The sequence below is a fragment of the Streptomyces sp. NPDC055189 genome, from assembly GCF_053606765.1.
This window is the reverse complement of the sequence record NZ_JBSGSG010000045.1, coordinates 1-17,767: the sequence shown is the minus strand read 5'-3', so window position 1 is coordinate 17,767 and position 17,767 is coordinate 1. Positions and strand designations below refer to the sequence as shown.

Below are 17,767 nucleotides of genomic sequence, written 5' to 3'. Positions count from 1 at the left end.
TGTGGCGTACGCCACGCTGCCCACGCCTGGACCACGCACCCGACCGGGTGGCCGGTTCCCGCCTACGTCGATAATCGTGCCCGTGAACGACCTTGATCAGTGCAAGCCGCCGCCGTCGTACGGGGCCCGTGCGGGCGCCGCGCTGCGCCGGGCGGCGCCCGCACTCCTCGCCTATGCCGGGGTGCGCGCCCTGGGGGTCGCGGTGCTCGCGGCGTGGAGCGCGGCGGCGGGCAAGAGCGCGCACACGCTTCTGACGGCCCGCTGGGACTCGCTCTGGTACACCCGCGTCGCCGAGCACGGCTACGGCTGGGAGGTGACCCTCCCGGACGGCAGCGTCCACTCGAACCTCGCGTTCTTCCCGCTACTCCCCTGGCTGGAACGCCTCGTCTCGGCGGTCAGCCCGCTGTCCTACGCCGATGCGGGCCTGGTGGTGAGCTGGCTCGCTTCGCTCTGTGCCGCGGCGGGGATCTTCGCGATCGCCGATCACCTCTACGGGCGACGCGCGGGGATCTGTGCGGTCACCCTGTGGGCCGTCCTGCCCGTGGGGATCGTGCAGTCGATGGCGTACAGCGAGTCCCTCTTCACGGCGCTCGCGGCCTGGTCGCTGTACGCGGTGCTCACCGGCCGCTGGGTGTGGGCGGGCGTGCTCGCCTCCTGTGCGGGCCTGACCCGTCCCGTGGGCGCCGCGGTCGTCGCGGCGATCTGGGTGACGGCCGCCGTCCGGGTCCGCCGGGAGCGACGGGCGGACCCGCGCATGATCCTCGGGGTGGTGCTCGCCCCGCTCGGCGCCGCGGGCTACGTCCTGTGGGTCGGCCGGCGCACCGGTGACGGTCTGCTGGGCTATCTCGACGTCCAGGCCGGCTGGGGCAACGGCTTCGACTTCGGCTACGCCTTCGCCCGCTTCGTCGGCGAGAAGTTCACCGCCTTCCCCCTGGCCCTCGCGGGGGCCGGCCTGATCATCGGGGTCGCCCTGGTGATCTGGCTGTACGTCATCGGCGTACGCGGGAGGCAGCCGCTGCCGCTCCTCGTCTACTGCGGGATCGTCGTGGCGCTCGCCCTGTGCGCGGCAGGCTATTTCGGCTCGAAGCCGCGCCTCCTGCTGCCCGCCTTCCCGCTCCTGCTGCCTGTCGCCGTGGCGCTCGCCCGGCTGCGTACGTCCAGGTCAGCCCTGATCCTGGGGGGTGTGGCGGCGGCGAGCGCGGTGTACGGGGCGTTCTGGCTGAACGGCTCGGGTCCGCCATGATCATTTCTGGAGTTCCGGTGAGCACGGGGGAAATTCCACACCAGGCTACGGTGAACGAATTCATAAGGGCCATAAAACGGCCGTAGAAATGATCAACGAATTCAGTACGGGGTTCCCGGCCAAATAGGGAAAGCGCAGGAATAAACCCCCGTCTGAGATCAATGCCACATCACATCGTCATCACAAAGCCACCGATTCGGCCTAGTCACACACTCACTCGCTGTAACGTCGATTGGGTGCGTACCGAACGAAACCTCACCCGTCTGGACAGGGTCTTCGCCCGTCTCGACCGTGAGCCGGAACGACCGGCCGGCCTCGATGTACCGAGGATGAGCAGGCACCGGATCGTGCTCTTCAGCGCGACCCTGGCCTTCTACCTCGCCATCGTGGTCGCCGTGCTGACCACGTCGTGGCTGGTGCGGTTCGACTGGCAGGTCATGTTCTTCCGGCCCTATCAGCAGTGGCCCGAGATCCACGCCTTCCTCGACTACTGGGTGGTGCTCGGCCAGCGCGGCCCGACGGCGGTGATGGTCGCGGCCTGGCTGGGCTGGCGCTCCTGGCGCCAGCACACGATCCGCCCGCTCCTGACGTTCGGCGCGGCGCTGCTCCTGCTCAACGTCACGGTCGGCGCCGCCAAGATCGGCATGGGCCGCCTCGGCCCGCACTACGCGACCACGATCGGCGCCAACGAGATGTGGCTCGGCGGCGATATATTTCCCTCGGGACACACCGCCAATGCCGTGGTGACCTGGGGAATCCTGGCCTACATGGCCTCCACCCCGCGCACCCGCCGCTACCTCTCGGCGCTCTCCGCCGTGGTCTCCCTCAGCGTCGGCCTGACCACCGTCTACCTCGGCACGCACTGGCTGAGCGACGTCTTCCTCGGCTGGGCCGCGGGTCTGCTCGTCCTGCTCGCGCTGCCCTGGGTGGAGCCGCTGCTCACCCGCGTCGAGGGCTGGATCTTCGATCTGCGCGACCTCTGGCGCTCCCGCCGGGCCGGCGCAGGCGTCCCCGCCCCGGTCGCCCCGGTCCCCGCGATGGTGCCGCAGCCCGCCCCCTCACCGGCCGACGAGCCCCCGCTGCGCGAGCCGGTCGGCGCCGCGCGCCCCGCCCGCGCCCCGGCCTACCTCGCGCCGGGCCCGCACACACCGCGCTCCGAGCGCAGCCCGGTCACTCCTGCGGGCAGCCGCCGCCCGCCGCACTCCGAGCGCTCCTCACGCGCCGCCACGTCGCCGCGGCCGGTGGCGGGCGGCTAGGCCCCACAGCAGCGGGGGTCGGTACGCACAACCCATCCCCCGCATCGCGAAGGCCCCGGTTCCGTCTCGGAACCGGGGCCTTTCGCCTGTCTGTACGTCTGTACGTCTCTACGCCGGACCGCTCAGCCCTTCCAGCAGCGGATCACGACGCCTTCCTTGACCTCGAAGTTCAGCCGCCCCGCGAGGTACTCCATCGTGATGATCGCGCCCGGCGGCAACGACCTGACGGTGGACCAGCCGCGCTCGCGGGCCTGCTGCTCGGCGCCCTCGGCCGCGAGGCCGACGTAGGCGTCCAGGCTGTCCTGGGGTTCGGCGGGAGGGGTCGGAATAGGTGCCATGGCCGCCACGTTAGGCGCCGTGCCCCGGCCGGGGAAGCCCGTAGCCGGACACCATGGGTCACCGGTCCCCCTCCGGTCACGCTTTTGTCACAGGATCACGACACCCGTTTCCTCTTAACTCCGTCACACGTACGGGCGGTTGTGGAGTTGTTCCGGCGTGATTCCCGGATTTCCCGCCCACTCCCGCACGGCGCCGGAAAACGGCATTAATAGCACGGCGGAAAAGCGGCCGGGACGGCTTTGCGTACCCTCCGCAATTTCCTCATTTCCGGGCGCCCGACGGGATGTGACGCCGCATGGGGAATTCACGGTTCCAGCACAGCGTTCCCGTACGCCCCCTGTCGGAGTCGGGGCGACGCGAGCATCATGGCCCCGGTTGGCATGCCCGGGGTGCGCGACGGCGAAGGGGCGAGCGTATGGGGACCGACACCGCAACGGCACAGGCGCGGCCCGTCCGGCAGAGGACTCCGGGCCGGATCCTCGTGGACTGGCTGACCACCACCGACCACAAGAAGATCGGCCACCTGTACCTGATCACGTCCTTCGCGTTCTTCCTCGTCGCGGGCCTGATGGCACTGATGATGCGGGCCGAACTGGCCCGCCCCGGCATGCAGCTGATGACGAACGAACAGTTCAACCAGGCGTTCACCATGCACGGCACGATCATGCTGCTGCTCTTCGCGACGCCGACCTTCGCGGGCTTCGCCAACGAGATCATGCCGCTGCAGATCGGCGCCCCCGACGTCGCCTTCCCGCGGCTCAACATGCTCTCGTACTGGCTGTTCCTGTTCGGCGGCCTGATGGTGCTCGGCTCGCTCCTGGTGCCCGGCGGCCCGGCGAACTTCGGCTGGTTCGCCTACGCGCCGCTCAACAGCATGGAGCGCTCGCCGGGGATCGGCGCCGATCTGTGGATCATGGGGCTCGCGCTCTCCGGGTTCGGCACGATCCTGGGCTCGGTGAACTTCCTGACGACCATCATCGGGATGCGGGCGCCCGGCATGACGATGTTCCGGATGCCCGTCTTCACCTGGAACGTCCTGTTCACTTCGATCCTGGTGCTGCTCGCGTTCCCCGTGCTCGCCGCCGCGCTGCTCGTCCTGGAGGCGGACCGGCGCTTCGGCTCCATGGTGTTCGCCCCGGAGAACGGCGGTGCGCTGCTCTGGCAGCACCTCTTCTGGTTCTTCGGGCATCCGGAGGTCTACATCATCGCGCTGCCGTTCTTCGGGATCATCTCCGAGATCATCCCGGTGTTCAGCAGGAAACCGATCTTCGGCTATCTGCCCCTGATCGGCGCGACGATGGCCATCACCGGGCTCTCCGTCGTCGTATGGGCGCACCACATGTTCGCGACGGGCGCGGTCCTGCTGCCCTTCTTCTCCTTCATGTCCTTCCTCATCGCGATCCCCACCGGCGTGAAGTTCTTCAACTGGACCGGGACGATGATCAAAGGCTCCCTGTCGTTCGAGACACCGATGCTGTGGGCGATCGGCTTCCTGGTGAGCTTCCTCTTCGGCGGGCTCACCGGCGTCATCCTGGCCTCGCCGCCGCTCGACTTCCACGTCACCGACTCGTACTTCGTCGTGGCCCACTTCCACTACGTGGTGTTCGGCACCGTCGTCTTCGCGACCTTCGGCGGCTTCTACTTCTGGTGGCCGAAGCTCACCGGGAAGATGCTCGACGAGCCGCTCGGCAAGATCCACTTCTGGACGCTCTTCGTCGGCTTCCACCTGACGTTCCTCGTCCAGCACTGGCTGGGCGCGGAGGGCATGCCGCGGCGGTACGCGGACTATCTGGCGGCGGACGGCTTCACCGTGCTCAACACCATCTCGTCCATCGGGGCGTTCCTGCTCGGCATGTCCACGCTGCCGTTCCTCTACAACATCTGGAAGACCGCCAAGTACGGCAAGAAGGTCGACGTCGACGATCCGTGGGGCTTCGGCCGGTCCCTGGAATGGGCCACCGCCTGCCCGGCGCCGCGCCACAACTTCGTCACGCTGCCCCGGATCCGCTCGGAGTCCCCGGCGTTCGATCTGCACCATCCCGAGTACGCGGCGTTCCCGCCGCCGGGGCAGTCGGGGCCGCCGGGAGCACAGCACCAAGATCCGCAGACCGAACACCCCGGTCCAGGGCCCGGCTCAGGAGGTCCCGCGCCGAGCTGAGCCGCTCGGTGAAGTCCGCCGGCTCGACGACCTCGAACTCGAAGCCCATCAGCAGCACATGGATCACCATGACGTCCAGGCTCGTGGCGCCCGTGCGCAGCAGACAGCTGTGCGCGCTCTCCGCCTCCAGCGTGCCGTCCGACGGGGTGACCCGCTGGGCCGCCTCCTCCAGCGGCACCAGGAGCCGGAACACCGCCTGTGCGGCGTACCCACGGGTGGAGACGCCCTTGGAGACGTACGCGGCGAGATCGTCGGCGGGCGGGGTGCGCGGCGCGAACCGGGGCCCGTGCGGCGGCCGGGGTTCGATGCGGTCCGCGCGGAAGGTGCGCCAGTCGTCGCGCTCGATGTCCCAGGCGACCAGGTACCAGCGGCGCTCGGTGCAGACGAGGCGGTGCGGTTCGACGGTGCGGCGGGTCGAACTGCCGAGGTGGTCGCGGTAGTCGAAGCGCAGGCGCTCCGCGTCACGGCAGGCGTGCGCGAGTTCGGTCAGTACCGAGGGGTCGACGGTCTGCTGCTGCGGGGCCGTCCTGAGCATCGGCACGGTGAACGCCGTCAGCGCGCCGACCCGGCGCCGCAGCCTGCTCGGCAGCACCTGCTCCAGCTTGGTCAGGGCGCGTACGGAGGTCTCGCCGATGCCCTCGATGCCCTGTCCGGCGGCGGTGCGCAGACCGACGGCCACCGCGACCGCCTCGTCGTCGTCCAGGAGCAGCGGCGGCAGTTCCGCGCCCGCGCCGAGTTGGTAGCCGCCGCCGGTGCCGGGGCTCGCGTTGACGGGGTAGCCGAGTTCGCGGAGGCGGTCCACGTCACGCCGGACGGTGCGCGGGGTGACGCCGAGCCGGTCGGCCAGGTCCGCGCCCGACCAGTCTCGGTGGGCCTGCAGCAGCGAGAGCAGGCGGAGCAGTCGTGCGGAGGTCTCCAACATGGGGCCGATTGTGCCCGGCGTCGCGGACAGCCACGGTCCGCGATGGCGCCGGGCCCGGACGACATCGGCTCCGATCGCGTCAGTCCCAGACCGTGTCAGTCACCGCGTCAGTCCTCGACCACGTCAGTCCTCGACCGCGTTCGCCTCGCGGATCCGTACGGAGAGGTCGTTGTCGTTCGTGTAGTACATCCCCGCGTCCAGCGGGCCGTGCGCCGCGGTGTCGAGGTGCACCGAGGGGTAGGTGAAGATCTGCTTCTTGTCCGGCACGTCGTCCAGGAGCCGGGCGAGCCTGATCCGCGGCCCGCTCCCCCCCGCCGGGCGCAGCCAGAGGTCCCAGGGGCCGGGGCCGCTTTCGGCGAGCACGTCGCAGCGCAGGCCGAAGCTGAACTCCACGCCGTCGGCGGTCAGTTCGGAGCGCTCGATCCGGTCGGGCTCGGCGCGGCAGGACGCCTCGGCGTAAGCGGCGCCGGTCAGCGCGGTGCCGTACACGCGGCCCTGCGCGGTCACCGAGGTGCCGGCGATCTCCAGCTCGCCGATCTCCGCGTGCGGGGCGCGCAGCCAACTGCGCACAGAAAGGTTTCCCTGCTTGGTGGCGTACGGGATGCGGACGGCGATGTAGCCGCGGGCCCCGCTGGGGGCGCGGTCGACGAGGGAGCGCAGGTCGTTCACGCCGGGCGCGAGGCGGCGCGGGGTGCCGCCGCCGACCTCCGCGTAAGCGTTCCAGCGGCCCTCGGCCAGCTCGACGCTGCTGGGCAGCGCGGCCCGCAGCCTGCCGTCGGCCGCCGGGGACAGCGGCAGGCGCACGTCCTCGTCGGCGGACGCGGCATCGCGGCGGCGCAGCAGCAGGTAGGCGGCGCCCTTGCCGCCGGGGTCGGTCACGTCGAAGGTGAGCCCGCCCGCCGAGTCGGCTATGCAGTCCGCGCGCGGCGCTGCGGCGATGTCCTGATCGACACCGGCGTCGCAGGGCGATGAGGCGTCCGAGGTGGCCAAGGCCGTCATGCGGTGGATCCTTTCGTCTGTATGCCGCTGGTCGGTACCCCGTGTCCCATGTCCCGCACCGCGTAGGCGCCATTGAGCAGGGCGCCGCGGGTGCGGTGCAGCGATCCGCGCATCCGGCCGCCGAAGGAGCTGCCGCGGGCGAGCATCCCGGTGAACATCGCGTCGTAGCGCTCGGCGATGCGGACCGGGTCGAAGCGCTCGGAATCCTCGAGCGCGGCGCCCGCCATCTGCCGGCGCAGTGTGTCGTTGTTGATCAGTTCGAGCAGTCCGCCCGCGATCGCGGTGGGGTTGCCGACCTCGACGAGGCGGCCGTCCACTCCGTTGTCGATGATCTCGCCGGGCCCGTGCGGGCAGTCGGTGGCGACGACGGGCAGGCCGCAGCGCATGGCCTCGACGATCGTCATGCCGAAGGACTCAAGGCTGGAGGTGACGGCCGCGATGGAGCCCTTGGCCCACTCGGCCTCGATGGGGTGGGCGGGCCCCATCAGGAAGACGTGGTTGTAGAGGCCGAGCTCGTCGATCAGCGCGCGCAGCTTGTCCTTCTGTTTGCCACCGCCGTAGATCCGCAGGCGCCAGTCGGGGCGCTCGGCGCGCACCTGGTCGAAGGCCCGTATCAGCAGGTCGTAGCGCTTGACGGGGGCGAGGCGCCCCGCCGCGACGACCCACTTCTGGTTGCCGTCGGCGGGCTCGATGCCGGGCGCGGGCACGGGGTTGGGCACGGCCTGGACGTGGACTCCGGGCAGGCGCATCTTGCGGCGGTAGGCGCGGGCGTCGGCCTCGGTCGTCGTGGTCAGGACGTCGAGGCGCGGGTAGACGCTGCGCAACTGGCGGCGCAGTTCCTTGGAGTGGCTGTCGAGCGTGAGGTGCTCCTGGCCGACCCGCAGCGGGCCGCGGGCCGCCTCGCGGGCGATGTGCACGTTCAGGCCGGGGCGGGTACCCACCACCACGTCGGCGCTGAGCGAGGAGAGGTGCTCGGCGATACGCCGGTCGGTGAGGGCGCTGTACTGGTGGAAGCGGCCCTCCGCGCTCGGAAACGTCCGGGCGGGCCGCAGGGCGTCGGGGGTCTCCCCCTCGTAGCCGGGGCTTTCCTTGCGTATGTCGACGAGGTGACTCAGCCGGACGCGGGAGCCGGGCGAGAACACGGGGTCGTCGCGGTGCCGGAAGACGGAGACGATCTCGACGTCGTGTTGCTCGGCGAGAGTGTTCGCCAAGTTGTACGTCGTCCGGATCGTCCCGCCGATTCCGTACGCGTTGTGAATAAGGAAAGAGATGTGCATGCGTCCCCGTATCCCACGCTTCCCCGCGGACAGTCCTTCTCGTCCGCCTACCGCAGGGTTAGACGGGGATTACGGTCAGAGGGTTGGGTTTCATCATCATCTTGTTCCTCAACAGTTGTCCCATTGGTACTCGCCTCCGGGAACTTTCCTGCCGCGTACACGCATCATGGCTGGTAGGAGAGCTGCGGCACGTCGAAGCAGTTTTTGTTCATGTCTCCCTGTGTGACCCAGCCCTCACTGTCCTTCCAGCGGGCCACCGACACACAGGTCATACGGGTATCCGGCGGATCGGCCCGTTCCTCATACGTCACCGGAAGCAGCAGCCCCCGGGCGGTGTACGACTTGCTCCGGTTCATAAAGCGGTCCACGCACGCGCGCGTGACGTCCCCCCGGCACGACTTCGCCGCGTCGGTGAACCACATGGCGGCGGCCCAGCCCTCCAGCTGCCACTGGGAGAGATCCTTGTGCCCCTTCATGGCGTCGCGGAACTCGCGTACGGCCGGCTGATCCGTGTCCTCGTAGTTGCGGCTGGCTCCGGTGGCCCACAGGGCGTTGCGACAGCGCGGGGAGTCCTTGTAGTCGTCCGCCACGGAGGAGGTCCAGTTCTGGACGTTGGTGACCTTGGCGGTGACCTTCGCCCCCACCTCGTCCATGGCCTCGCACAGCTGGGCATTGCCGTGGGTGTCCATCGCGTCGAAGACGAGGTCGGCACCCTGCTCCTTCAGGTCGGCCGCCGCCGCGCGGAAGTTGGGCAGCGCGAAGTCGACCTGCTCGGTGATCACCTTGTAGCCCTCGGCCCGCAGACCCCGGGTGACGAGCCGGGCGTACGCGGCGGACGCGGCCTGGTTGTAGGAGACGACGGCGGCGGTCCGCGCCCCCTGCTCCCGCTTGAAGTAGCGGTAGACCTCGGTCCCGCCGATCAGCTTGCCGTCCCAACCCGGCTTCCCGTCGCGCGGGGCGAGGCTGCCGTAGATCCCGTACAGATGCGGATAGGTGTCGTACGCGGTCCCGATCGGCTGTCCTCCGACATCGGGCACGCGCGCCCCGGAGACGCGGGAGGCCCCGGCGTAGTCGAGGGTGCTGGTCGCGACGAGCGCGACGACGCGTTCCTCGTCGACGAGCTTGCGCACGCACGCGCTGTTGCCGACACCGCTGCCGCCGTCGTCACAGGTACGCACCTCGACCTTGCGCCCGCCGATGCCGCCCCGCGCGTTCAGCCGCTCGAAGTACGCCTTGGCCCCGTCCCGCGGCCCGGTGAACGCGGAGCCGCCGACCGGACTGGTCGCGCTGGTGATGATGCCGACCCGGACCGGCGCCCCCGACGGGGCGGGCGCCGTGCCGCGGTCCTCGAAGTCGCTCTCGGGGAGCCGGCTGCCGCATCCCGTCACCGCGACGAGCAGCGCGGCGACGGCGAGGGTCTCAGCAGCCCGGCCCTGGCGACTCATTGCCACTCAGCTTCACCAGGGCGCAGAGAGTCTTGACGGACACCTTCCAGGTGTCGTCCTGGTTGACGGAGGTGCCCGAGGCGTCGGGCAGCGCGGTGGCGCCCTTCAGAGTGAGTGCGTACGTCACGTCGGCCTCGGTGGCCGAGGTGAACGCGACCTTGTTGACGTCGGCGCTGACCTGCTTGCCGCGCTCGTCGCCGCTGAAGCTCTTCAGGACGGCGCGCATCTTCGGGCCGTCCTCCAGAACGGCCTCCTTGTCCTTCATGGAGACGGCGGGATCGAAGAACTTCTCGAAGTTCTCCTTGACCTCTTTCTCGGCCGCCGCCGGATCCGCGGGCGCGGAGGCGTCGTCCGAAGGGGCGTCCTGGTCGTCCGAGGGGGCGTCCGTGTCATCGGAGGGAGTGTCCTGCGTGGACTTCTCGGCGGACGGCTTCGGCGGATCGCTCTCGCCGCCCCCGCCGCTGTCGTCGCCGCATGCCACGGCGGCCGGAGCGACGAGCAGGACCGCGGCTGCCGCCAATGCCGCGCTCCGCACCCTTCCCCGCTTGAGATCGCTCCCCCGCCTGGGGCTGGTCCAGAGAACCATCTGGTTCACCACCGGGTGTCGGTCCGAGCCGTCACGGCCCGGAGCTTTCAGGGTCGGCTTCCAGAAGGCATAGTGCAATCCATCGACTGACATGGACAGCCCATCGACGTGACTGACGTGTTCCAGGGGGCCCATATGCGGGCGGCTCGACCGGATCAGACAGCTCGTTCGGCCCGGCTCCGCGCCGTGCACCCCGTCCTGTGGGCGGCCTTCGCCACCCTCGCCGTCGGTGCGGTGCTCTGCGTGTTCGGCTGGTACGGCATGTCGGGCGAACGCTTCGCCGAGCGGCAACTCCCGTATCTGGCGTCCTGCACGGTGCCGGGTGCGGCCCTGATCGTCGCCGGGGCGGTGCTCTTCACCCACGGCAGGAGCGTCCTGGCCACGGCGCGCGTCGAGGAGCTGTACGAGCTGCTGGTGACGGCGGGCACGCCTGGCGCCGAGGCGGGGCGCCCAAAACCGGTGGCGACCAGCGGCGACGTGCTGATGATCCCCGGCGGGACCCTCTGGCACCGGGCGGACTGCCCCCTGGTGGCGGGCAAACCGAAGGCGGTCCCCGCGGACGCCCGCATCCTCGCGACCGGCGATCTGAGCCCGTGCCCCATCTGCGAGCCGGAGCCGGAGCCCACTCCCACAACCCCGTCGGCCCCGGAGCAATGACCCGGTGTCCTCGCTGAGCTACGACCTGACGCTGGCCGGGCTCGCGGTCGGCAGCGCGGCGGCCCTCACCGGCATCGGCCTGATCGTCACGTACCGCGCGACCGGTGTCCTCAACTTCGCGCACGGCGCGATCGCGATGGTCTGCGCGTACGTTCTGCGCCAGCTGACGGTGGAGTGGAACTGGCCGCTGCCCCTGGCCACGGCGGTCACGCTCCTCCTGATCGCCCCGGCCATCGGCCTGCTCCTGGAGAAGGCGGTGTTCCGCCCCCTGTCGGTCCTTGGCAGCGACCCGGCCCGGACCCTGGTGGCCTCCATCGGCGTCTTCATCCTGCTGGTCGGCGGCGCCGCGCTGGTCTGGGGGCCGGGTGCGAAGGCGGACGCCCCCGTCCTCGTGTCGGCGGACCCCTGGGCCCAGTTGGCGGTGACGGTCGCACTCGCCGCGTCGGTCTGGGCGGTCACCCGCTGGACCCGCTTCGGCGGCGAACTGCGGGCCGTGGTCGACAACCGGCCCCTCGCGGTCCTCAGCGGCATCGACGCGGACCGGGTCGCCTCGGCGGGCTGGGCGTTCGGCGCCTTCACCGCGGGCCTCACCGGTGTGCTGCTCGCTCCTTTCGTACGTCTCGACCCGTACGGGTTGCCGCTCCTGGTGATGGAGGTGGTGGCGGTAGCGGTGGCGGCCCGTATGCGGAGCCTGTTCGTCGCGGTGTCGGTGGCCCTCGGACTCGGCGTGGCCCAGAGCCAGCTGACCCGCCTGCACCCGTCGGGCTGGGCGGAACCGCTCGTCCAGGCGCTGGGGGCGAACCTCTTCGTGGTGGCCCTGCTGATCGCGGCCCTCGTGCTCCCCGGCATCGGCTCGCGGAACACGCTCCCCCGCACGGCGACCGCGCGCGTCCCGACGCCACCGGGCGCGTGGATCGTGGCGGCGGTCCTCTTCCTCATCCCGCTGGGCTTCGCGGGCTCGGACCTGACCACCGCGGTGCAGGTCCCGGCCCTGGCGGTCATCCTGCTCTCCCTGGTGATCGTCACCGGCAGAGGCGGTCAGATCTCCCTGGGCCAGGCGGCGTACGCGGGTCTGGGCGCGCTCTTCACTGCTCTCCTGGTGGCGGGGCGCTTTCCGGGCCTGCCCTCGCTCCCCCACCTCCCCGCCCTTGCCGTGGCCGTCCTTCTCGTGGCGCCCCTCGGTCTGCTGACCGGCTGGCCCGCGCTTCGCCGCCGCGGGCTCGCGCTCGCCCTGGCCACGTTCGCCGTCGGCGTCGGCGTCAGCCGCTTCGTCTTCGCCCAGCCGTACGCGACATCCGGGCTCACCCTCGACCGCCCGGCGGGCTTCGACAGCGACCGCGCGTTCTACGTCCTCGAACTGGCCCTGCTCGTCGCGGCGTTGCTCTTCGCGGTCAGCATGCGCCGGGGCCGGATGGGGCGTGCGCTGGCCGCGATGCGGGATCACGAGGCGGGGGCGGCGGCAGCGGGGGTGCCGGTGCGCTCCCTGAAACTCACCGCCTTCGTGGCCGGTGCGGCGCTTGCCGCCCTGGGGGGCGGGATGCTGGGCATGGGGTTACGGGCCTTCGATCCCGCCGCGTACGACCCTGTACGGGGGCTGCTCTGGTTCGCGGCGGTCGTTGTCCTGGGCGCGGACAGCTTGCTGGGTTCCCTGCTGGCGGCGGCGCTTCTGGTGGGCCTTGACGCGGGGACTCGGGGTGGGGTGGCCGCGGCGCTGATCGGTGTCCTCGCGCTCTTGGTGGGCCGCTTCCCTGGCGGCCCTTACGAGGCCCTGCGGGCCGCCACCTCGGGGCTGGTTCGGCGCCCCTCCCTGACGCCCCGGGGACGGCGGGCCCGCAGCGCTCTTGCCCTCGCCGCTGGGTCCCCCCGCGTTCTTCCCTCCACGAACACGCTCTCCCACCCACCCGCCCGATTGCCCCGCGTCCCCCTCTGGACGAACAAGCATGCCGGAACCGTCCCGCACCCCCTGACCGCCCGCAAACTCACCGCCGCCTACGACGGCTTCACCGCACTCGACGGCGTCGACCTGGTCGTACCCCCCGGCCGCATCACCGCGATAGTAGGACCCAATGGCGCGGGCAAGAGCACCCTCTTCCACTGCCTGGCCGGCACCCTGCGTCCCGCATCGGGCCGCATCACCCTCGACGGCCGGGACATCACCCGCACCGCTGCCCACGCCCGCACACGTCTGGGCGTGGCCCGCACGTTCCAGCAGCTGGCGGTCTTCCCCTCGCTGACCGTCACGGAGAACGTCCGGGTCGGCGCGGAACAGGGACGGCTCAGGCACCCCGAGGCCACCGCACAGGCCCTGCGCCTGCTCTCCCTGCACGACGGCACGACGCGCCACCACCCCGCCGCGGACCTCCCCACCGGCACCCTCAGACGCGTGGAACTGGCCCGGGCCCTGGCCGGGCAGCCCCACACGCTGCTCCTTGACGAACCGGCGGCAGGCCTGGACACCGCCGAAGTCGCCGCACTGGCCCGCGTCCTGCGGGCCCTCGCGGCCGACGGCATGGCGCTCCTGGTGGTCGAGCACGACATCGACCTGGTCGCGAACCTGGCCGACACCGTTCATGTCATGGCAGCGGGCCGCATCGTCACATCGGGCCCGCCCACCGAAGTCCTGCAAAGGGCGGTCCCATGAGAACCGGCATCCAACTCCGCGAGGCCCGCGTCCGCTACGGCCCCCTCGAAGCCCTGCACGGCGTGACCCTCGCCGCCCCGTCCCCCGGCCTCACGGTCCTCCTGGGCCGCAACGGCTCCGGGCGCACCACGGCATTGCGGGCCCTGGCCGGCACGGCCCCCCTCACCACCGGCACCATCACCTGGGACGGAACGGACGTCACCCGGCTCACCGCGCACGCACGCGCCAGGCGGGGCCTGTGCTTCGTACCGGACGGCCCCGCGGTGTTCGGCCACCTCACCGTCGACGAGAACCTCGGCCTGTCCGGCTCCGAGGCAAGGACCGACATCACCCCGGCCCTTGAAGCGTTCCCCGAATTACGCCCGCTGCTCTCCCGCCGGGCAGGCACCCTCTCCGGCGGCGAGCAGCGCATGCTGGCTCTCTCCCGCGCCCTCCTGACGACGGACGCCCGGGTGGTCCTCATCGACGAACCCACCCAGGGCATGTCCCCCGCTGTCGCCTCCCGGACGTACGGCCTTCTCGTCGGCCTGAGCGCGCGCTCCTGCGTCCTCACCGCGGAACAGAGGCTGCCGCCCGGCCTGCGTGAGCACGCGAGCCGGACGGCAGTGGTGGTGCACGAACTGCGCCGTGGAGCGGTCGTCTTCAGCGGGGAGGCGAGCGAACTGAGCCGCCGGGGCAGGCCCTGACAGCCCTCGGTCTCCGGCCTCCGGCCTACTTCGAGATGACCTTCTCCGGAGCGCTCTCCTTCGGGACGGAGCCGGTCTGCTTCGGGACGGTGCCGCTCTCCTTCGGAGCGACCTTCTCGGGATCAGCCTTCTCCGGAGTGGCCTGCTTCGAGGCACCGGTCTCCGGGGCGGCCTCCTTCGAAGCGGTCTCCTTGGGGACGGCCTCCTTCGGAGCCTCAGTCTCCTTCGGAGCACCGGTCTCCTTACCGGCCTCCTCCGGAGCGGTCTTCTTCGGAGCGTCCTTCTCCGAAGCACCCTTCTTGGGCGCGTCCTTCGCCGGAACGGCCTCCTTGGCACCGGTCTTCTTCCGGATGACCAACTCGGTGCCGACGCCGAGCACGTCGGGCCGGCCCCCCACGGCCTTGCGGTTGGCTTGATACAGCGCTTGCCAACCGCCCTTCACCTTGTACTTCCGGGCGATGGAGCTCAGCGTGTCCCCGGCCTTCACGACGTGCACGACGAGGCGGCCGTCCCGGATCTCCTTGGGGATCTTCTTCGAGCACACGGGCCAGGCCTTCCACCCCTGGCCGGCCAGCACCTTCTCGGCAACCTTGATCTGCTCCTTCTTGGTGGCGAGGTCGGCACGCGGCGCGTACTTGAGCCCGCCGTACGCCTCCCAGGTGGGCTGGTAGAACTGCAGCCCTCCGTAGAAGCCGTTCCCGGTGTTCACGTTCCACCGGCCGCTGCTCTCGCACTTCGCGAGGCAGTTCCATGGCCCCTCGGAGCGGGAGCACTCGCCCGCCGAGGCGGCGGGCCCGAGGCCCGACAGGGCCGGAGTCGGTGCCGCGGAAGCGGGCGCGGACATCGGAAGCACCAGCGAGGAGACAGCCGCGACGACCAGACCAGCGGGCCACAGCGACCGAAGACTCTTGATCGACATCGGATACATCCGGACACGCTAGGCAGCGTCAACACGGCACACGGCCGTGCCGCGCCGCCGGGGGCGCGGCCCCACCCGGTCGGACGACCGGGCAGAACCGCGTCCCCGGAGCACGGAACTCAGAGATCCAGCCGCTGTCCGGGCAGGATCATGTTCGGATTCGCTCCGATGACCGCCTTGTTGGCGGCGTACACCTTGTGCCAGCTGACGCCGTGCGCCGCCGCGATCCGGCTCAGGGTGTCCCCCTGCCGAACGGTGTAGTCACCGCGCCCGGAACCCCGGTCGGCATGACCCGGCGTCCGCTGCCGCGGCTTGGCGGGCTGCTGCTTGACCGCCTTGGGTGCCTTGGGGGCCTGAGCGGCCTTCGGGGCCGCCGGAGCGGCTGCCGCCCCCGGCGCGCTGCCCGACGCACCCGCTCGCGCCGAACAGCTCGGCCAGGCGCCCCACCCCTGAGCGCGCTGGACCTTCGAGGCGACAGCGATCTGCTGCGCCTTGGACGCCCTGTCGGCGGTCGGCGCATAGGCACCTCCGCCGTACGCGCGCCAGGTGGAAGCGGAGAACTGCAGTCCTCCGTAGTAGCCGTTCCCGGTGTTGATGCTCCAGTTTCCGCCGCTCTCGCACTGAGCGATGCGATCCCACACTCCGCTGTCCGCCGCTCCGGCCTGGCCGGTGGCGGTGAGCAGTCCCAGCGGGGCGAGCAACGCCGCGCCGCCGATGACTGCTGTCCTGCGAACGCACTTGGGACGTGCGGACATGAATATCCCTCTCCAAGGACCCGGGGTCCCCCTGGTGTCCCGGACCTCCTCGCGCGTCTGGCGCCGGAGGTCCGCTCACCCCGTCCGCCGGAGTTCGGCACTCCCGTGCCGCGGTGCTTGAGCTGGCTGGTGCGGCCGGCGGACGTACCCGAGCGGTGCTCGCTGCACACGGCGGTGGAATCTAGGCGGGCGCTCGCCCCGATATCAACCAACTCCTTGTCATTCCAGGCCAGTTAGCCGTTACCGGGAGTATCAGCCATTTCAAGCCAACCACTTAATTCACTGATTTCCGTATTTGTCGACCTGTTGGCACGGCGATCTGTGACCCAGCTCACCGATCCAACTTCCTTGTACGCAGAATGCGTTGGCGCGGAGTGACGGATTCCACCGGACAACTCACCCTCCGCTGCGGATGGTTCGATTCCGTTCGCCTTCGCGCGTGACTTGCGCCACTGATCGCCCGTTGTCTCCTTATGAGCCGGGCACCCCCGGCACGCACGCAACGAATCCGAGGAGCCCCCCGTGCCGCGCATGCTCGACGTCGGCGACGACGTACGCGCCGAGATCGGCGACGAAGAAGCCGACCGGCTGCTGGCCGGAGAGAACGCTCCGGGCAGCTACGACTGCACGTCCTGCCGCACCCCCGGCGACACAGAGCAGGAACGCACCAGCACGGTCCTGTTCATCGGCGACGAAACCGCCGTGCTCGCCTTCGCCCACGCCACCTGCCTGCCCTCCCAGATCGTCCAGGTCTCCGAGGAGCAGCTGCAGGGTGCCGTGCGCTCGATCACCGGCGAGGACGGCACCGGCATCGCCGGTGTCCCGGCAGCCGGTCCCGGCGAAGGGGCGCCCGACCAGGCGGTCCTCGGCGTGACCAGCGGTCTGGTCCTCATCGACGGCGAGCTGCGGCCCGCGCTCGTCGTCGAACCGACCGGCGCCATCGCGCGCCCCGGCACCGAAACCGGCGGCGACAACTTCCTGCCGCTCCTGGTCGAGCAGGGCTTCTCCCCGGTGGCCTCGCTCGACGGCGTGCCGCCGGTGCTGCACGGCTGGTCGGTGCTGCTCGCGGCGGGTCAGCTGCACGCGGTGCTCCAGCCCGGCCCCGGCGGCGGCTCCCCCGTCGCCTGGTGGCAGGCCCACCACCCGCTCCAGGTCACCGAGGCCTGGCGGTCCGCGGCCAACAAGCTGCAGACGGTGCTCCTGTTCGCGGCGCCGGTCGGCTCCATCGGCCGCCAGCCGCGCGAGGACCTGCTGCGCGGCGCCCTGGACAAGGCGGCGGCACACGGGCGCCTGGTCGCGGCGGCGATGCCGCTCGCCGGTACCTGAGCGCGTGCGGGCCGCGCCGTCCGGACGCCCGGGCTCCCGTCCGCCCCGGTCATGCTCCCTGCGCCCCGTGAAAGCGGCGCGGCCCCCGCATCCGTACGCGCACAAGGTCGTTGGCACATACGTGCACACATACGACCCCTCCCGCCCCCGGCCGGCGTACCAGACCCCCATCCCCTCGATGCGCTCGTCGCAGGACACGGGGCCAGAACGCTCGGCGACGCCGATCTACGACGCGCTCTACTCGGAGTACCGCAGGTCGTTCAAGGCCCTTCCGGGGGACCGGTCCGGCGAGGAGGACCTGGGCTTCACGTCGTTCGGCAGCACGTCCTTCGGCAACGCCTCCTTCGGAGGCACGTCGTACGGCATGCACCGTGTCGGTGACCGGCACGACCCGCGGCACAACACGTTCAGCCAGCTGCACGTCTCCCGCCACGGCCACGAGCAGCACGGCACGGTGCACCAGCAGTTCCCGGCGGCTCTGCCGCCGGGGCCGCGCCGGGGGCTCTGAGACAGCAGCACCGAATGGGCCGGGGCCCGCCTTCTTGAAGAAGGCGGGCC

General features: G+C 70.9%; 15 protein-coding genes and 1 pseudogene. 8 read left to right on the top strand and 8 right to left on the bottom strand.

Translation table 11 applies throughout. From position 1 onward, the window contains the following. The first annotated feature begins 82 nt into the window (after positions 1 to 82). Positions 83 to 1,243, top strand: coding sequence for a glycosyltransferase family 39 protein (locus ACWFR3_RS27515; protein ID WP_453737313.1), 1,161 nt, complete (start codon positions 83 to 85; stop codon positions 1,241 to 1,243). A gap of 236 nt (positions 1,244 to 1,479) precedes the next feature. Then, on the top strand, positions 1,480 to 2,499 hold the full coding sequence (locus tag ACWFR3_RS27510) for a phosphatase PAP2 family protein (protein ID WP_453737312.1): 1,020 nt from the start codon (positions 1,480 to 1,482) through the stop codon (positions 2,497 to 2,499). A gap of 122 nt (positions 2,500 to 2,621) precedes the next feature. On the opposite strand, the gene ACWFR3_RS27505 is transcribed toward ACWFR3_RS27510, so the two are convergent. Continuing rightward, complete coding sequence (locus ACWFR3_RS27505) at positions 2,622 to 2,837, bottom strand: I78 family peptidase inhibitor (RefSeq protein ID WP_453737311.1); 216 nt, start codon at positions 2,835 to 2,837, stop codon at positions 2,622 to 2,624. Positions 2,838 to 3,133: 296 nt separating this feature from the next. Here ACWFR3_RS27505 and ctaD point away from each other — a divergent pair. Beyond that, a pseudogene (ctaD, locus tag ACWFR3_RS27500) lies at positions 3,134 to 4,825 on the top strand (aa3-type cytochrome oxidase subunit I); the annotation flags it as partial. 1 nt (position 4,826) lies between these two features. Here the strand turns inward: ctaD and ACWFR3_RS27495 are convergent. From ACWFR3_RS27495 to ACWFR3_RS27475, 5 genes are all read right to left on the bottom strand, one after another. Next, positions 4,827 to 5,918: a helix-turn-helix transcriptional regulator gene (locus ACWFR3_RS27495; RefSeq protein ID WP_453737310.1), complete on the bottom strand. Its 1,092-nt coding sequence runs from the start codon at positions 5,916 to 5,918 to the stop codon at positions 4,827 to 4,829. A 123-nt stretch (positions 5,919 to 6,041) separates the two neighbouring features. After that, positions 6,042 to 6,917 (bottom strand): hypothetical protein, encoded by an 876-nt coding sequence (locus ACWFR3_RS27490; protein ID WP_453737309.1) that lies wholly within the window; start codon positions 6,915 to 6,917, stop codon positions 6,042 to 6,044. Beyond that, positions 6,914 to 8,194: a glycosyltransferase family 4 protein gene (locus ACWFR3_RS27485; RefSeq protein ID WP_453737308.1), complete on the bottom strand. Its 1,281-nt coding sequence runs from the start codon at positions 8,192 to 8,194 to the stop codon at positions 6,914 to 6,916. Before ACWFR3_RS27485 ends, ACWFR3_RS27490 begins: the two co-directional genes overlap by 4 nt. Positions 8,195 to 8,358: 164 nt before the next feature. Beyond that, a complete protein-coding gene (locus ACWFR3_RS27480) occupies positions 8,359 to 9,639 on the bottom strand; it encodes an ABC transporter substrate-binding protein (protein ID WP_453737307.1) in 1,281 nt (426 codons plus the stop codon). Further along, positions 9,614 to 10,225: a hypothetical protein gene (locus tag ACWFR3_RS27475; RefSeq protein ID WP_453737356.1), complete on the bottom strand. Its 612-nt coding sequence runs from the start codon at positions 10,223 to 10,225 to the stop codon at positions 9,614 to 9,616. Before ACWFR3_RS27475 ends, ACWFR3_RS27480 begins: the two co-directional genes overlap by 26 nt. A 135-nt stretch (positions 10,226 to 10,360) precedes the next feature. On the opposite strand from ACWFR3_RS27475, the gene ACWFR3_RS27470 reads away from it, so the two are divergent. From ACWFR3_RS27470 to ACWFR3_RS27460, 3 genes are read left to right on the top strand one after another with little or no spacing between them, the layout of a single operon-like run. Further along, a complete protein-coding gene (locus ACWFR3_RS27470) occupies positions 10,361 to 10,882 on the top strand; it encodes a hypothetical protein (protein ID WP_453737355.1) in 522 nt (173 codons plus the stop codon). Between the two features lie 4 nt (positions 10,883 to 10,886). Continuing rightward, on the top strand, positions 10,887 to 13,523 hold the full coding sequence (locus tag ACWFR3_RS27465; RefSeq protein ID WP_453737306.1) for an ABC transporter permease subunit: 2,637 nt from the start codon (positions 10,887 to 10,889) through the stop codon (positions 13,521 to 13,523). Beyond that, complete coding sequence (locus tag ACWFR3_RS27460; RefSeq protein WP_453737305.1) at positions 13,520 to 14,209, top strand: ATP-binding cassette domain-containing protein; 690 nt, start codon at positions 13,520 to 13,522, stop codon at positions 14,207 to 14,209. Before ACWFR3_RS27465 ends, ACWFR3_RS27460 begins: the two co-directional genes overlap by 4 nt. A gap of 25 nt (positions 14,210 to 14,234) precedes the next feature. Here ACWFR3_RS27460 and ACWFR3_RS27455 read toward each other — a convergent pair whose 3' ends face one another. Continuing rightward, positions 14,235 to 15,137 carry a transglycosylase family protein gene (locus tag ACWFR3_RS27455; protein WP_453737304.1) on the bottom strand — a complete coding sequence of 301 codons (903 nt, stop codon included), beginning with the start codon at positions 15,135 to 15,137 and terminating at the stop codon, positions 14,235 to 14,237. A gap of 110 nt (positions 15,138 to 15,247) precedes the next feature. After that, positions 15,248 to 15,883, bottom strand: a complete 636-nt coding sequence (locus ACWFR3_RS27450) for a transglycosylase family protein (RefSeq protein WP_453737303.1) — start codon at positions 15,881 to 15,883, stop codon at positions 15,248 to 15,250. 522 nt (positions 15,884 to 16,405) lie between these two features. Between ACWFR3_RS27450 and ACWFR3_RS27445 the strand changes: the two genes are divergently transcribed. Both ACWFR3_RS27445 and ACWFR3_RS27440 read left to right on the top strand, forming a co-directional pair. Continuing rightward, positions 16,406 to 17,209, top strand: a complete 804-nt coding sequence (locus ACWFR3_RS27445) for a hypothetical protein (protein WP_453737302.1) — start codon at positions 16,406 to 16,408, stop codon at positions 17,207 to 17,209. 178 nt (positions 17,210 to 17,387) lie between these two features. Then, entirely contained in the window at positions 17,388 to 17,717 is a 330-nt protein-coding gene (locus tag ACWFR3_RS27440) for a hypothetical protein (RefSeq protein WP_453737301.1), read from the top strand. The last annotated feature ends 50 nt before the right edge of the window (positions 17,718 to 17,767 follow it).

Bases quoted from the DNA above. Each gene is read 5' to 3' on its own strand.
- ACWFR3_RS27460 (WP_453737305.1), top strand. From the start codon at position 13,520: ATGAGAACCGGCATCCAACTCCGCGAGGCCCGCGTCCGCTACGGCCCC.
- ACWFR3_RS27485 (WP_453737308.1), bottom strand. From the start codon at position 8,194: ATGCACATCTCTTTCCTTATTCACAACGCGTACGGAATCGGCGGGACG.
- ACWFR3_RS27450 (WP_453737303.1), bottom strand. From the start codon at position 15,883: ATGTCCGCACGTCCCAAGTGCGTTCGCAGGACAGCAGTCATCGGCGGC.
- ACWFR3_RS27495 (WP_453737310.1), bottom strand. From the start codon at position 5,918: ATGTTGGAGACCTCCGCACGACTGCTCCGCCTGCTCTCGCTGCTGCAG.
- ACWFR3_RS27475 (WP_453737356.1), bottom strand. From the start codon at position 10,225: ATGGTTCTCTGGACCAGCCCCAGGCGGGGGAGCGATCTCAAGCGGGGA.
- ACWFR3_RS27470 (WP_453737355.1), top strand. From the start codon at position 10,361: ATGCGGGCGGCTCGACCGGATCAGACAGCTCGTTCGGCCCGGCTCCGC.
- ACWFR3_RS27480 (WP_453737307.1), bottom strand. From the start codon at position 9,639: ATGAGTCGCCAGGGCCGGGCTGCTGAGACCCTCGCCGTCGCCGCGCTG.
- ACWFR3_RS27455 (WP_453737304.1), bottom strand. From the start codon at position 15,137: ATGTATCCGATGTCGATCAAGAGTCTTCGGTCGCTGTGGCCCGCTGGT.
- ACWFR3_RS27505 (WP_453737311.1), bottom strand. From the start codon at position 2,837: ATGGCACCTATTCCGACCCCTCCCGCCGAACCCCAGGACAGCCTGGAC.
- ACWFR3_RS27440 (WP_453737301.1), top strand. From the start codon at position 17,388: ATGCGCTCGTCGCAGGACACGGGGCCAGAACGCTCGGCGACGCCGATC.
- ACWFR3_RS27490 (WP_453737309.1), bottom strand. From the start codon at position 6,917: ATGACGGCCTTGGCCACCTCGGACGCCTCATCGCCCTGCGACGCCGGT.